The organism is Tolypothrix sp. PCC 7712, from assembly GCF_025860405.1.
GTDB classification, from domain to species: Bacteria; Cyanobacteriota; Cyanobacteriia; order Cyanobacteriales; family Nostocaceae; genus Aulosira; species Aulosira diplosiphon.
In genome coordinates, this window is record NZ_CP063785.1 from 2,511,425 (window position 1) to 2,525,466 (window position 14,042).

The window sequence follows — 14,042 nt, forward strand, 5'->3', positions numbered from 1 at the left end:
AAATGGCCCCCCGAATCCTTCTTTGTTTATTTTACAACATCCCTAAAACCCAAAACTATATCTTAAGGGGGTTGCGTAGTGATTTAATCACATTTACTTCTTAATGTAACTAGTCTTTAATGTTATAATTCCATCCCGGCTAGGGTGATGAAGTACTCTTAGTACTCCTGAATAGAAAACTTGAATTTAGTTTGATTTTTATGACTAACTCAACAGAAAATTGGTATGTTGTCAAGCGTCCTGCTGGTAATTGCGAGATAGTCTCTAACTTAGATGCAGGAACTTCCGAGCCAGAAATTATCGAAAAGTGGGGGCCGTTTAGTTCCCAAGGAGATGCGATCGCACGTCGTATAGGATTAATTAGGGCTGGCAAATGCCAACCCCAATAACAGAAAAATGGGGACTGGGGATTAGGTATTGGGAATTACCCAAATCCTGAGGCAATAGCATACCAGTCACAGACAGTTATTTAATTTTTATCAGCACTTGTGGTTGTGGTACCTTTAGCCGCAATTTGTTTGTTTAACACTTCTACAGCTTTGGCATATTGCAAGTCTTCTAAGGTTGCGAGTTTGTCACGTTCGCGGAGCCACAAATCTTGTCTTTGAGCATCGGTCAATTCGACTTTGACATCGGGATCAATGCCGTGTTTGTTAATATCTTTACCACTGGGGGTATGGTACTTAGCAATTGTTACCGCTAATCCCGAGCCATCTTCTAGGGGGCGTACTGATTGTACTAAACCCTTGCCAAAGGTCTGCGTGCCTACCAAAGTAGCGCGCTTGTTGTCTTGTAAGGCACCTGAGAGAATTTCACTAGCACTGGCGGAACCTTTATCGACTAAAACCACCATCGGTTTATCTGTTAAAGCACGCCCATTGGCTACTTCTCGTTCTTGTTCACCTTGGCGGTCGATAGTAGAAACAATTGTTCCTTTATCCAGCCACATCCGGGCAATTTCGACACTGGAGAACAGTAAACCACCTGGATTGCCGCGTAAATCTAATACGTAACCAACAACTTTTTTGGTTTCTAAATCCTTGATGGCTTGTTGCATTTCCTTGCCAGCATTAGCACTGAACTGGTTCAGGCGAATGTAACCAAGGTTACCTGCAGGGCTAGTTTTTTGCGAATATTTAACGGGATGAATTTCTATTCTTGCCCGTGTAATTTCAAAATCTTTAGTTTGACCGCTACGCCTAATAGTTAATTTTACTTTTGTCCCAGCCGCACCTCGAATTAGAGATACAGCTTGGTTAGTATCCATTCCTTGAGTACTTTTACCATCAATTTTGAGAATCTCATCTTTAGATAAAATCCCGGCTTTAAAAGCTGGGGTATCTTCTATAGGCGCAATCACGACTAACTGTTTAGTTTTTTCGTCTTGACTAATTGTGATACCAATACCTGTAAGTTCCCCAGAGGTATCGACTTGCATATTTTTAAATTCATCTGGATCCATAAACCGGGTGTAGGGATCATCTAGCTTTTTGAGCATTTCCCGGATGGACTTATAGGCTTCTTTTTTACTACTGTAAGACTTACTTAAATATTCTTTCCTTACAGCCTGCCAATCTACCTGATTAAAAGTACCGTCTACGTATTGGCGCTGAACAACTTGCCAAACTTCGTCTATCAATTCCTTGGGACTGTTATTTAAAGCCTGACCTCGTGAGTGAATCCCAAGACTTGTAACAGCAATAGTTGAGAGCGTCACTGCCGTAGCACCCAAAACCAGCTTACTTTTTGTAATCACCATAATGACAGCTGCGCCAGAGGAAAATTTGTATAGTCAGTATGCCCAATCTAACACAGGGTATCACTGTAACAGACGAGCATGTATTCTTATTACAGCAAAATACTTGGCAATCCGGCGACCTTTGTGGTCGCCGTTACGCAAATCTTAAGGATCTACCCAACGCCCATCGGATTTGATGAGGTTAATTAATTCCTCTACTCCCTTATCTTCTGGGACTTTTTTGATTTCTTCTCTGCCACGATATAAAGAAATATAACCAGGAGTCTTGCCTACATAGCCATAGTCTGCGTCTGCCATTTCACCGGGGCCATTTACAATACAACCCATCACTGCAATGTCTAAACCGGTTAAGTGTTTGGTTGCTTCTCGAACTTTGTGTAGGACTTCTTCCAAGTTAAATAAAGTACGTCCGCAGGAAGGACAAGCTACGTACTCTACCATAGTTTTTCGCAGGCCTAAGGCTTGCAGTATGCTATAGCAGACCGGAATTTCCTTCTCTGGTGATTCTGTGAGTGAGGCTCGAATTGTGTCGCCAATGCCATCAGCCAGTAATGTGGCAATACCTGCTGTAGACTTGATTCGTCCGTATTCACCATCCCCGGCTTCTGTGACACCTAAATGCAAGGGATAATCCATACCCAGCTCATCCATGCGCTTGGCCATGAGACGATAGGCAGCTACCATGACTGGTACGCGCGAAGCCTTCATGGAAATTACCAAATTGTGGAAGTTGAGAGATTCACAAATACGGATGAATTCTAAAGCTGATTCCACCATCCCCTCTGGGGTATCGCCATAGGTAAATAGCATTCTCTCCGCGAGAGAACCATGATTTACCCCTATTCGCATAGCTTTCCCTTGATCTCTTAAAGAAACCACCAAAGGTTCTAGGGTTTCACGGATTTTGTCACCAATTTCATCAAACTCTGTTTTGGTGTATTCGCCTCTATTAGTATTTGGCTTTTCAAACACATATAAACCGGGATTAATCCGTACTTTTTCGATGTGCTTGGCAACTTCCAAAGCGATTTTCATACCGTTGTGATGTACATCAGCAACTATAGGTACATCTCGGTATGTTTTAATAAGTTTTTGCTTAATTTCCGCTAAAGCTTTGGCGTGAGCCATACTAGGCACAGTAACGCGGACAATTTCGCAACCAATTTCGTGCAAACGACGAATAGCTGCTACTGAACCATCGATATCTAAGGTATCTTCGTTGATCATCGACTGTACTACCACAGGGTAGCCACCCCCAATGATGACATCCCCCACTTTTACCGGACGAGTTTTACGTCGCTTAATTGTGGTATCAAAGTTAGGTTCGCTAGATGTGGTGTTTACAGTTGTAACTGTGGGCAGAGTTTGCATAACCTCATTAGGTAAATTTGCTGTAGCGAAAATATCAAATTTCAAAATCTCTGTTTCTCAGATTGCCACAGCTGGGGCGCTTTTGGTCAATTACTGTGCAAAAAAAAAAGAATGTGAGATAAGACTAGAAATAAAGAAGATTTATCGATTTTTTTTGTCAGGGGAAATAGCCTATTTACTAGCCTTTGCTAGTTGATAGGAATCACTTTATTACTGAGTTATAAATGATAACACTAATGCTAATTAGTTTATTAAATCAGCTTACATAATTTTTATCTATGAGATGCATCAAGCAGCAGCTTTCATTACTACGGCATTTTACGAGTATATAATTAACTCATTCCCCTTCAGAGGATGAAATAAATCAACAAATTACTATTCATTAATAGTTCAAATATTGATATTTATCTCATTTAATATAGATGCTCGACTTCTGGGGGAAAGCCAAATATTTCTGCTTCATCTACATTTTGATATTGCAGAATATCTTTAACTTTATTTTCTGGCATTTTGGGATTACAGAATATAGCATCAGCCCTGTATATCTCACTCAAATCAGTTTCTCTTTCGTCGGTATTGGAGAAATTAGCCTAATTCATCTTGGTTGATCAGGGCGATCGCACAATCTGGCTTTTTATAATACAAATATACTATCAAGACTATGGACGAGCAAAAGACGAAACGCGATCGCAATACTACTCGGTTAAGCATTGTGAACTCAAAATTGGTTTTGGGGAAAAGGTTAAAGGTTAAGGGTTAAAGGTTTTTTCTTTCCCGTTTCCCATTCTCCTTTTTACCCTTAAACGACAAGTATTGAAATGCGATCGCTCTTGGTTAAGTTAATGACAATTATCTACTGCTGAAGTTGTGTAAGTCGGATAAGCTAGGGAGTTACAGAGGCGATCGCTCTCACAAATTGTTACATTAAACTTAATCTAACTTCAATATGAATACTCAAAGCACAACCCAACTGCCAATTCCCCCATACTATCAACCTGAAAAAGTGGGTGAAGTTTGGCGTGTACCCTATCAAGAACGCGCAGCACAGGCTGAAGCATGGGCAAAACAACATCATGTCCAGCCAGCAGCTTTAGATAAGCGTCGTATTTGTCTGCTATTAATTGATGTGCAAAATACTTTCTGCATCCCAGAATTTGAATTATTTGTAGGCGGAAAATCTGGTATGGGAGCAGTAGAAGATAATCAACGCTTATGTGAATTTATTTATTGCAATTTAGGATTCATTACTAAAATTACTCCTACCTTAGATACTCATACAGCTACCCAAATTTTTCACCCGATTTTCTGGATAAATTCGGCTGGAGAACACCCCATACCAGCAGCAACAAATATTACTCTCCAAGATGTAGAGCAAGGTATTTGGCAAGTTAACCCTGCAGTTGCTTACAGTATTACTAGAGGTAATTACGAATTATTAGAAAAGCAGGCTTATCACTATGTGAAACAGCTAAGTCAAAATGGGAAATATCCCCTCACCGTTTGGCCGTATCACTCAATGTTAGGCGGGATTGGTCATGCTTTAGTTTCTGCAGTAGAAGAAGCAATTTTCTTCCATTGCATTGCACGTCAGAGTCAAACGCAATTTGAAATTAAAGGCGAGAATCCCTTAACCGAAAATTATTCGATTTTACGTCCAGAAGTATTAATAGGGTTCGATCAAAATCCTCTGGCGCAAAAGAATACGCATTTAATTCAGCAACTTTTAGAATTTGATGCTGTAATTATTGGTGGTCAAGCTAAAAGCCACTGCGTCGCCTGGACAGTTGACGATTTATTAACAGAAATTCAACAGGTAGATGCTACCCTCAGTCAAAAAGTTTATCTCTTAGAAGATTGCACTTCTCCTGTTGTAGTTCCTGGCATTGTTGATTATACAGAACAAGCTGATGCTGCTTTTAATAAGTTTGCCGCAGCCGGAATGCATATTGTCAAATCTACCGACTCGATCCAATCCTTTTTTTAAAGTACTACTCTATTTTTTTAAATAAGCTTTTGGATCTTGAGCTGTCCAACCAAGAGATGAGCTGGAACGTACTTCAAAATGCAGGTGGGGTTGTTTAGCTGCTGGTTGTCCAGTCGTTCCCACAGTTCCCAGGACATCACCTTTTTTCACTTGCTGACCAGCAGTCACCTTGATGGTGTCAAGATGGGCGTAGCGGCTTTGCAACCCACCACTGTGATTAATAATGACCAACTTGCCATAGCTACCTTGTTCCTTAGCAAAGGCGACAACTCCGGGTGCGATCGCTTCCACGGGTGTACCAACGGCGGCTACCAAGTCTACCCCACTATGGAAAAAGACTTCACCGGAATGAGGATTAATTTGCCAGCCATAAGGTAACGCCACAGTAGTGGCTGCTGATAAAGGATACCCACTTAGTTGGGTAGGCGGCTGATTAGTCTGAGGAGGCGCAGCGACAACGCGATTTGATGCACCATTCACCCCAGGAACAAATACAACTCTAGGGTCTTTTTGACAACCATTGATTTCAAACATAGCATCAGCACGCACTTTGTACTTTGCTGCTACTTGTCGCCAAGTTTGACCTTGAGGCACTTCGACTACAATTCCATTGTAGGGAGGAATCTGAAGTTCACTACCAACCGTCACTGCGCCGTTTTTCACAGATGGGTTCATCACGGCGATAGTTGCTGGAGCTAGTTTATAGAGTTGCGCTATACTCTCTAAGGTTTCGCCACGAGCAACTGTATGGCGCTGGAAACGAGACAAGGCTGGAGTTGGACAACTCTCTACAGCAGATGTGGAGCTTGGTGATGAGAGTATAGATCCTAGCCCCAAAGTGCTGACTAAACTACAGATAAACACTAAACGGTAAGGACGAGTCATGCCTACTAGTTAAAGAGAGTTTTAATTTTTAATTTTAAACTTGGGTATTGGTGAGTAGAAGCTGATGGGAAGCTAGTAGTTCCCTGAAAATGTTGTGGAAGGTAGAAGAATTACTGAAGCTTCTCCGATTTTTTGTTGACTGTTCTGTTAAATTGCTCTGTCCACTCGCTGTTTGCTTGACTAAACTTATAAATTAGTAGCCGCATTGCTATCTTTAGAGCGAAATTATTATGAAGTTATCTTTAAAGCAACTGGCCGTCTACATATCTTTACTGGTAATTGGCGGTGGTGCAGGTTTGTTAGGTAGTGGTTATCTCCTACCAAAGCGTTATTCGTTTCAAGAACTAAAAAATGTTACCGCAGCTTTACCTTCAGAATCAGTAAACCCTCCTGCTTATAGCGGGCCAATTGGGAATACTGGTGGTGATAATGTGAATTTTATTGCTACGGCTGTACAAAAAGTTGGGCCGGCTGTAGTGCGAATTAATGCTACCCGCAAAGTGGCAAATCCCATTTCTGACGCTTTAAAAAATCCTTTGCTGCGCCGCTTTTTTGGTGAGGATGAGCAACCAATGCCAGAAGAAAGAATTGAGCGAGGTACGGGTTCAGGATTTATTTTGACAGAGAATGGTTTATTGCTGACTAATGCTCATGTAGTAGCAGATACCGATACTGTCCAAGTAACCCTCAAGGATGGGCGAACTTTTGAGGGCAAAGTGCAGGGCGTAGATGCAGTTACAGATGTAGCTGTAGTGAAAATCCAAGCAAAAAAATTACCTACAGTCAAGCTAGGTAATTCACAAAATTTGATACCAGGGCAGTGGGCGATCGCAATTGGTAATCCTTTAGGTTTAGATAATACTGTCACTATTGGCATTATCAGCGCTACCGATCGCACTAGCGCTCAAGTTGGCGTACCAGAAAAGCGCGTCAGCTTTATCCAAACTGATGCAGCAATTAATCCCGGTAATTCTGGCGGCCCTTTATTAAACGCCCAAGGTGAAGTTATTGGTGTGAATACAGCAATTCGTGCTGATGCTCAAGGTTTGGGTTTTGCGATCCCCATTGAAACAGCTGCCCGCATCGCTAACGAACTGTTTACCAAAGGGCGTGTAGATCATCCTTTTTTGGGAGTAGAAATGACAGATTTGACTCCCACCAAAAAAGAGCAGATTAATCAAGAAAATAAGCTGAATATTCAACAAGATGCTGGTGTGGTCATTAAAAGTACCCTGGAAAATTCACCAGCAAAACGCGCCGGACTGCTTCCTGGCGACGTGATTCAAAAAATCAATCGTAAACCAGTTAAGACAGCAGCCCAAGTTCAAAGACTAGTCGAGTCTAGTTCTGTAGGAGACACGCTAGAAATTGAAGTTAGCCGCGAAGGTAAAAATCACATCTTCAAAGTACAACCAGGGGCTTATCCGCAAAAGAAGTAGCTAGAGGTAAGGGCTAGGGGCTAGAGGTAAGGACTAGGGGCTAGAAAGTTAGAGAAAAATAATTTAATAACTGATAATTCTAGCGGCCGACTCTTGACCCTTGACTTTTACCTATTGACTAGACAAATGGTCTAACTGCATCCTCTGTTCCATTTGACGCAGGAAATAACCAGTCATCATTGCTGACGCTAAAAGGCCTGCAAGGTTTTCCCTATCTGTTGTGATTTGCACGTTAAAATTTTCCGGGGGTAGCATTCCCACTAGCCCTTGAACATTCTGCGAAATTATTTGTTTAATTTCAGGACTAACGGACTGGGCAACGCGGGCCATAACTTCCGGCGACTGATGCTGTAGATATTTGAGCAACTGATTGGGATTTTCCTCAAAATAGTCGTTTAGAAGCTGGTTAGGGTGTTCCTCAGAGTTGTCATTCAAAAAGTCAGGATTAAACTCCATTGGCAGTTTTTTGTAGCTTAGTTGCTGATTCTACTCTAAACCATAGTCAAAGGGTAATGCATTCCCCACGGGTATAACCTGTTGATTCTACCCTCAGGAAGGCGGCTACCTGATTTCTAGCAGAGCAAGTCCCTGTAATAAGGATTTACAACTATTTTACGCTGAACTTTAGTGGCTAGCGGTGGTTTTGATATTGGTAAATGTTTCAGTATCAGTACCCAATACTGCTCGGTTAAGGATTTTAAACTCTTAATTTGGTTTGGGGAAAAGGTGAAAGGGTAAGGGTTAAAGGTTTATTTCTTGCCCCTTTTCCCCTTCCCCTTTTCCCCTTAACCGACAAGTATTGTATCAGTACCATCTATTCTGCTACTGCTTCTGCTTTCAGTTCTAGATCTAACTCTAGTTGTTGTTCTTGTTGATTTTGGGCAAGTATTTGTGGAAGTTGCTCAATTTGAAAATACTGATGAAATTTAGGTGTTACTTGTAACGAATACGAGCGAGAATCGCTATCTCGGCGCTTGCGAACAAAACCAAGTTCCACAAGTTCCGGGACATGTTGATATACTCCCGAACCCCGTAAGTTAATTAAGTCGCTTTGGAGTATGGGGCTATTGAGGGCGATCGCAGCTAAAGTGCGTAGTGCACCTAAACCTAATTCAACGGGAATTAGCGTTTGCACTAAGTCATGAAAATCAGACCGCAGTTGCAAACTATATCCATTGGGTGTCTCTACGACTTCTAGGGCGCTGTCTCGACGGGCATAATCGTCAATGAGTTCCATCATGCCTTCTTCAACCGTAGCGCGATCGCACGCGGCATACTCGGCGATTTCACCGAGCGACAAGGGCTTACCCTTCAAATAGAGAATTGCTTCTATCTTCGTCGCTGTGGCTGTATTCATTAGTCGTTAGTCATTAGTCATTAGTCATTAGTCATTAGTCATGTGTATTTGACAACTGACACCTGACGCAAGACGAGTTCTAAGTGAGTGGGATGCTATCATAAATATTATGATTTGTCAATAAATATTGGGCATGGGGCATTGGGCATGGGGCATTGGGCATTGGGTAATCAATAATTACTTTTTCCCCCTCATCTTCCCCAGTCCCCAGTCCCCAGTCCCTATTCCCTACCTTTAAGAATAAATTCTGCGATCGCCAAATCTTGGGGAGTGGTGACTTTGAGATTTGTCTCTTCACCCTGAACAATTCGGACTTCAATGCCACATTTTTCAAACAAAGCAGCATCGTCTGTGACTTCCCAACCTTGGCGTACACCTTCGGCGTGGCACTGTTTCAACAGCTTGACATCAAAGCCTTGAGGTGTTTGTGCTGCCCACAATTGACTTCGGTCAGGTGTACTTTGGATAATGCCATTCTCGCCGACGACTTTAATCGTGTCTTTGACTGGTATTGCGGCAATTAACCCAGGACAGTGACGAATAGCTTCCGCACAGGCGTTGAGTAAATCTGGGGTGGCTAAACATCTCGCCCCATCGTGAATTAAAACTTGCTCTGCAGCTTCTGGAAGCGCCTGTAAGCCATTGTAAACAGATTCCTGCCTGGTTGAGCCACCAGCAATTAATTCCACTGGTTTATTGAGCTTTAAATCAGCGAGGATAGCTTTTAAGTCATCCCAGTCAGTGGGTTGGGAAATAATTCCAATCCAACTGATGCTACTAGCTGCCTCTGCAGCTTTGAGAGTCCAAGCAATAATGGGTTGCGATCGCACTGTCAAGAGGAGTTTATTGCGGTCACTCCCCATTCTTTTTCCTAAACCTGCTGCGGGAATTAGTAAATACACAGAACTTCTTAAATCGTAAAACTGGGGATTGGGGACTGGGGACTGGGGACTGGGGACTGGGGATTGGGGACTGGGGAACTCGGGGCCCCCTCTGGGGATAAGGGGTAATGGGGACTAGGGATCGGGGACTGGGGATGAGGGAGATGAGGAAGCAGGGGGAGAAATTTTTATTAACAATTACCCATTACCCATTACCTATTACCTATTACCCAATGCCCCATGCCCAATTCCCAATTCCCGATTCCCTAATACCTATATTCCCCTAAAATAGGGAGCGAGTAAGCGTAAATAAATATTATGCGAGTAGTAGCCCTTGTACCTGGCGGAATTGGCAACCAAATTCTTATGTTTCCGGCTCTAGATGAACTGAAGCGCTATTACCCAAACGCTCAGATAGATGTCGTGGTGGAACCCCGGTCAAAGGCAGCTTACCGGGTTAGTAAGTCGGTGAATGAGGTATTGACCTTTGATTTTAAAGACCGCAACAGTTTGGCGGATTGGGGTAACTTAGTGGGCATTATTCGCGATCGCGAATACGATGTGGCCATTACAGTAGGACAAAGCTGGTTAGTAGGACTGTTTCTGTGGTTAACAGGAATTCCTACCCGGATTGGCTATCAAGGTAAGGGTGCAGTTTTTCTCACTAATACTTTACCTTTCCAGTCATCTCAGTATTTAGCAGTGGGTTATCACAATTTACTGCAACCGTTAAACATTCAAACTCCTTGTCCAGAATTGTCCTTAAATGTCCCCAAACCCGATATTGAGTGGGCACAACAGGAACAAAAACGCTTAGGTGTGAATGAAACGGGCTACATCTTGATTTATGCTGGCTCTAGTCTGTCAGCTTCAGCTAAAAGCCGAAATCCCGTTTATCCTGTAGAAAACTGGCAGCAGATAATACAAGAGTGCCAACGCAAGCAACCAGATTTGCCTATAGTGATTTTTAAAGGCCCTGAAGATGAACAAATAGTGCGATCGCTTTTGGATTCCTGCCCAGATATTAAGGTAACTTCCCCTGATAATATTGGTAAGCTAGCCACGATTGTTACTGGAGCAAGTTTGATGTTGACTACTGACAGCGCACCTCTGCAACTAAGCGTGGCAGTTCAGACTTATACAATTGCGCTGTTTGGCTCTACAGATCCAGCACAAGTGTTACCAAAAAGCGAGAAATTCCTGGCTATTAAGTCTCCTACAGACAAAATTGGCGATATTTCACCCAAAGTAGTGTTAGAGAAAATCTGGAATGGTTAAACCAGCATTTTTCTGAGACGGCGATGGTATATGAGATCCAATTAAGGCAATTCTGTTAATCATGAATCCCTGCAATTAAAGCCTGTTTGTTCGTGATCCACATCTTTTCAATATCTCCCTGCGTTGGCTAATCGCCTGGAAAATTGTCTTCCTAGGCGATTAGCTCCATTAATCTCACGCTGATTGCGTAAATGGTGTTATTCCTAATTAATTAGATTTTTACGTTTAAGCAACTACTGAAGTGCTAGGTAGGATTTAGCTAATTATGACATTTGCTGCAAAGAAAATATGTGGTAGCGGCAAAGGTTTTAATGTTAATAAATTTTAAAAAATTACTTTTTAAAAAAAATAACTTTATTTTTTTTAAAATCGTTAGTTTCAATGTAGTTTTGGGCAAAGTAAAAATTAGATGACTCTAATCATCTGTATTTGACCTAGGCTAGAGCAAATCGAGATTGAATCAATTTCCTTGCTATTAAAGAGGATAAAGAGCAATTAATCGTTAAGGCTGAAGTTTTTACCAAGTCTCTATTGCTCATCAGGTTTTACTCAGTTCCCAATGCCTAGAAAATAAATAGTAACTTTAGGCATTTTGCTTTAATCAAGGAATTTGCAGTTGTGTTACGAAATAAATTACCCACAGTCTAAGATTTACATGAAAACCGAAAAGATTCAGCAACTCAGTAAATAGAACTGAGAATAAGCAATTGCTGGGCGATCCCCGCATTATCATCAGCAACAGATATAGCAGATGTAGTTTGGGCGAAGCGCAGCGCAACCCAACATGAATCTTGAAAGCTTAATCTATATTTTTGTGCTGGGTTTCCTTACCTCAAACACCAGTTGCTACAACGAGGGGAATCGGTGCGTTGCTAGGGTTCCCCAACCTACGTATCTGGTGAGATGGCGATCGCACGGCTGTATGATCACCTAATCTTTTTAGCAGGTAAATATAATTCCCTATATTAGTGTTCCCTAGTGACCGTATTGTCTTGAGGCAGATGCATTTTCCATGACTGACGTTGAGTTATAAAAAGGAAAAATCAATGGCGATTCGATTACATGGCTTTCTTAATAGTTCCAAGCGTTACTTTCAAGTAGAAAGTCAGCCGCATCATATCACTGGAATTTTTAAGAGAATCATGCACTCTCAAAGCTTATATCGCTGCGAATTTACTGATGTCCATAGCGCTTATTATGAAGATGAAGCGGACGGAACTATAACTTTCTACCAAGCAAATCAAGATAAAAACAGTCAGCCAGGTATTTGGACTTATCTTGTTTATGAATGTCTAGAAAGTGAAGAAAAAGTATTTAGTGATACTGTAATTGATACAAGTATCAGCCATTTGCTGGTACTATTAGCTGGTCAAAAGCTACCGCAAGTTACTGTTAATATTTGTGAATATCTTAATTATAAAAATTATGACTGCGAATATTTAGATGTGCAGCTGCCTTCTGAGTTGAATAATCAAACAGGGAGAGAAATTGCTCATCTTTTGTTAGAGGAGATGAAAGCTTTCAAAGCATCATCTATTTTTAAAGAAGATATAGGGAAAAAATACCAGCAAGCTGTATTAGAAGGATTTATGCAAGCTGCACGGGAAATTTTAGCTAAAAATGGTACAGCTAAAGATTTTGAAACTGCTCAATATGATGTGCTAAATAAAATCCCTATTGATGATGTAGCCAACTTAATTATTGCTTATAACGATTATCGAATATGGCAGGCTGCTTTACCCAGTAAATCTAAAGCAGTCGAATTTGCTTTTAAAACAGCATTAAATTTAATTTGTCAGATTAAGTAATCTCAAATCTATGCAATTAGCTGTAGGGAATTTACATATAACGTCCCTACAGCTAATGCTTTGATATGTTTAAAATGCCTCAAAGAAAGCATCATCTAATTCATAACCAAGCATTTGCGCTAGGGATTTGAGGCGTGATTGACTTGGTAAACCCTGCTGTTTTAACCAATCACTTAAAATAAATATTTTGTGCATCAGAAATATTTCTAGAGCTTCGGGATTAAACTGAATCCCTTCTTTAGCACTAAACTGGTGTGGTACCAGCATGGCGGTGTAACGGGCAAATTCTCCAGCCTTCCAATCTAAGAGAAATGGTAGCCAGGGATATTTAGCATCCAGGCGAACAAACCACAGCCGCACTTCAGGAACCTCCGAAAGTTCGCGGGGATCGCTGGGTTCTAAGGCATATTTGATATCGAAGCGTAGTTGCTGTTCTTGGGATACAATCGCTTGCTCTTGGAATATTTTTTCAATTACCGTTGAGACGGGCGACAGATCCAGATTGTTAATGGAATCAGTATTAATTGCGATCGTGATTGTCATTGACTCAGCAGCCACTTTATTTATGCTCAACTGTAGGCTTGAGAATACACAGTAGCAGCTTTCAGGTATCGTTGGTATATTTACCGCGAATTTACCCAGATTTTCAATTGCAAAATTAAAGACGCGAATAATATCGCGTCCCATAACGTCTTTGTCTATTTGCCGAAATTTAAAGGAATATCATCTTTCTAAGAGTTATTGGCATCCGTTTCCCTGCTAGACCTCCTGTTGCAAAGATGAGGTAGTCTGTGGCTAAGAATGACATATTGCCATTTGCACTTTGTGTTTGCCTAAAGTTTATACCTATTAACATTAATGCATTCATATTTAATACCTAAAGGTATAAATTCTATGATTTGCATATTCTCATCCTTGAAATTTTTATTTGCTCTAGTTACTTACTCCATACAAATTACACATTAAATACTGAATACTGAAAGTGAAGAAAATCTTAATTTTGATTTGCGCGATATCAATATTAATTTTCGGATTTCTGTATTCACCTGTTAGACATTATGTAAATTTGCGGACGTTATGTTAATACGTGGATATGCTGAAATTTTAGGGTATGGGACAATGATTTCCGTGTTAATTACATTACGATTTTTGATTGGCGATGCTAAAAGAAAATCTCTTGCTTTTTCTGTAGTTAAACCACTCGACTGATGTTTTGCGCTAGAGGGTTTATTAGCAAGGATTTAGGGAATTTAAGCTCTTACTGATAAATTCCCAGGTAC

General features: G+C 41.1%; 14 protein-coding genes. 6 read left to right on the top strand and 8 right to left on the bottom strand.

The window, feature by feature from the left end:
• Positions 1-200: 200 nt before the first annotated feature.
• Positions 201-389, top strand: a complete 189-nt coding sequence (locus HGR01_RS10270; protein WP_045872940.1) for a hypothetical protein — start codon at positions 201-203, stop codon at positions 387-389.
• Between the two features lie 80 nt (positions 390-469).
• Here the strand turns inward: HGR01_RS10270 and ctpC are convergent, their stop codons facing one another.
• From ctpC to HGR01_RS10285, 3 genes are all read right to left on the bottom strand, one after another.
• Complete coding sequence (gene ctpC / locus HGR01_RS10275; RefSeq protein ID WP_045872939.1) at positions 470-1,759, bottom strand: carboxyl-terminal processing protease CtpC; 1,290 nt, start codon at positions 1,757-1,759, stop codon at positions 470-472.
• A 144-nt stretch (positions 1,760-1,903) separates the two neighbouring features.
• Entirely contained in the window at positions 1,904-3,130 is a 1,227-nt protein-coding gene (gene ispG, locus HGR01_RS10280; RefSeq protein WP_045873028.1) for a (E)-4-hydroxy-3-methylbut-2-enyl-diphosphate synthase, read from the bottom strand.
• 585 nt (positions 3,131-3,715) lie between these two features.
• On the bottom strand, positions 3,716-3,841 hold the full coding sequence (locus HGR01_RS10285) for a hypothetical protein (RefSeq protein WP_255325306.1): 126 nt from the start codon (positions 3,839-3,841) through the stop codon (positions 3,716-3,718).
• Positions 3,842-4,076: 235 nt separating this feature from the next.
• Between HGR01_RS10285 and HGR01_RS10290 the strand changes: the two genes are divergently transcribed.
• Complete coding sequence (locus tag HGR01_RS10290; protein WP_045872938.1) at positions 4,077-5,114, top strand: isochorismatase; 1,038 nt, start codon at positions 4,077-4,079, stop codon at positions 5,112-5,114.
• A 9-nt stretch (positions 5,115-5,123) separates the two neighbouring features.
• Here HGR01_RS10290 and HGR01_RS10295 read toward each other — a convergent pair whose 3' ends face one another.
• On the bottom strand, positions 5,124-5,999 hold the full coding sequence (locus HGR01_RS10295) for a LysM peptidoglycan-binding domain-containing M23 family metallopeptidase (RefSeq protein WP_045872937.1): 876 nt from the start codon (positions 5,997-5,999) through the stop codon (positions 5,124-5,126).
• Positions 6,000-6,229: 230 nt separating this feature from the next.
• Between HGR01_RS10295 and HGR01_RS10300 the strand changes: the two genes are divergently transcribed.
• Positions 6,230-7,438 carry an HhoA/HhoB/HtrA family serine endopeptidase gene (locus tag HGR01_RS10300; RefSeq protein WP_045872936.1) on the top strand — a complete coding sequence of 403 codons (1,209 nt, stop codon included), beginning with the start codon at positions 6,230-6,232 and terminating at the stop codon, positions 7,436-7,438.
• A gap of 111 nt (positions 7,439-7,549) precedes the next feature.
• On the opposite strand, the gene HGR01_RS10305 is transcribed toward HGR01_RS10300, so the two are convergent.
• The 3 genes from HGR01_RS10305 to ispD form a co-directional block, all read right to left on the bottom strand.
• Positions 7,550-7,894 carry a DUF760 domain-containing protein gene (locus HGR01_RS10305; protein ID WP_045872935.1) on the bottom strand — a complete coding sequence of 115 codons (345 nt, stop codon included), beginning with the start codon at positions 7,892-7,894 and terminating at the stop codon, positions 7,550-7,552.
• Between the two features lie 358 nt (positions 7,895-8,252).
• Positions 8,253-8,795, bottom strand: a complete 543-nt coding sequence (gene scpB, locus HGR01_RS10310; protein WP_045872934.1) for an SMC-Scp complex subunit ScpB — start codon at positions 8,793-8,795, stop codon at positions 8,253-8,255.
• Between the two features lie 221 nt (positions 8,796-9,016).
• The gene (ispD, locus tag HGR01_RS10315; protein WP_045872933.1) at positions 9,017-9,697 is read right to left on the bottom strand and encodes a 2-C-methyl-D-erythritol 4-phosphate cytidylyltransferase; all 681 of its coding nucleotides are present in this window, start codon (positions 9,695-9,697) and stop codon (positions 9,017-9,019) included.
• Between the two features lie 107 nt (positions 9,698-9,804).
• On the opposite strand from ispD, the gene HGR01_RS10320 reads away from it, so the two are divergent.
• The 3 genes from HGR01_RS10320 to HGR01_RS10330 all read left to right on the top strand — a co-directional run bounded on the left by HGR01_RS10320 (position 9,805) and on the right by HGR01_RS10330 (position 12,762).
• Positions 9,805-9,963: a hypothetical protein gene (locus HGR01_RS10320; RefSeq protein ID WP_155539506.1), complete on the top strand. Its 159-nt coding sequence runs from the start codon at positions 9,805-9,807 to the stop codon at positions 9,961-9,963.
• Between the two features lie 31 nt (positions 9,964-9,994).
• Complete coding sequence (locus HGR01_RS10325; RefSeq protein WP_045872932.1) at positions 9,995-10,954, top strand: glycosyltransferase family 9 protein; 960 nt, start codon at positions 9,995-9,997, stop codon at positions 10,952-10,954.
• A 1,046-nt stretch (positions 10,955-12,000) separates the two neighbouring features.
• Entirely contained in the window at positions 12,001-12,762 is a 762-nt protein-coding gene (locus tag HGR01_RS10330; protein ID WP_045872931.1) for a hypothetical protein, read from the top strand.
• Between the two features lie 69 nt (positions 12,763-12,831).
• Here the strand turns inward: HGR01_RS10330 and HGR01_RS10335 are convergent, their stop codons facing one another.
• Positions 12,832-13,305: a CRR6 family NdhI maturation factor gene (locus HGR01_RS10335; RefSeq protein ID WP_045873027.1), complete on the bottom strand. Its 474-nt coding sequence runs from the start codon at positions 13,303-13,305 to the stop codon at positions 12,832-12,834.
• Positions 13,306-14,042 lie beyond the last annotated feature (737 nt).

Excerpts from the sequence above, each read along its gene's own strand:
- HGR01_RS10270 (WP_045872940.1), top strand. The coding sequence starts at position 201 with ATGACTAACTCAACAGAAAATTGGTATGTTGTCAAGCGTCCTGCTGGT.
- ctpC (WP_045872939.1), bottom strand. The coding sequence starts at position 1,759 with ATGGTGATTACAAAAAGTAAGCTGGTTTTGGGTGCTACGGCAGTGACG.
- ispG (WP_045873028.1), bottom strand. The coding sequence starts at position 3,130 with ATGCAAACTCTGCCCACAGTTACAACTGTAAACACCACATCTAGCGAA.
- HGR01_RS10285 (WP_255325306.1), bottom strand. The coding sequence starts at position 3,841 with ATGCTTAACCGAGTAGTATTGCGATCGCGTTTCGTCTTTTGCTCGTCC.
- HGR01_RS10290 (WP_045872938.1), top strand. The coding sequence starts at position 4,077 with ATGAATACTCAAAGCACAACCCAACTGCCAATTCCCCCATACTATCAA.
- HGR01_RS10295 (WP_045872937.1), bottom strand. The coding sequence starts at position 5,999 with ATGACTCGTCCTTACCGTTTAGTGTTTATCTGTAGTTTAGTCAGCACT.
- HGR01_RS10300 (WP_045872936.1), top strand. The coding sequence starts at position 6,230 with ATGAAGTTATCTTTAAAGCAACTGGCCGTCTACATATCTTTACTGGTA.
- HGR01_RS10305 (WP_045872935.1), bottom strand. The coding sequence starts at position 7,894 with ATGGAGTTTAATCCTGACTTTTTGAATGACAACTCTGAGGAACACCCT.
- scpB (WP_045872934.1), bottom strand. The coding sequence starts at position 8,795 with ATGAATACAGCCACAGCGACGAAGATAGAAGCAATTCTCTATTTGAAG.
- HGR01_RS10320 (WP_155539506.1), top strand. The coding sequence starts at position 9,805 with ATGGGGACTAGGGATCGGGGACTGGGGATGAGGGAGATGAGGAAGCAG.
- HGR01_RS10325 (WP_045872932.1), top strand. The coding sequence starts at position 9,995 with ATGCGAGTAGTAGCCCTTGTACCTGGCGGAATTGGCAACCAAATTCTT.
- HGR01_RS10330 (WP_045872931.1), top strand. The coding sequence starts at position 12,001 with ATGGCGATTCGATTACATGGCTTTCTTAATAGTTCCAAGCGTTACTTT.
- HGR01_RS10335 (WP_045873027.1), bottom strand. The coding sequence starts at position 13,305 with ATGACAATCACGATCGCAATTAATACTGATTCCATTAACAATCTGGAT.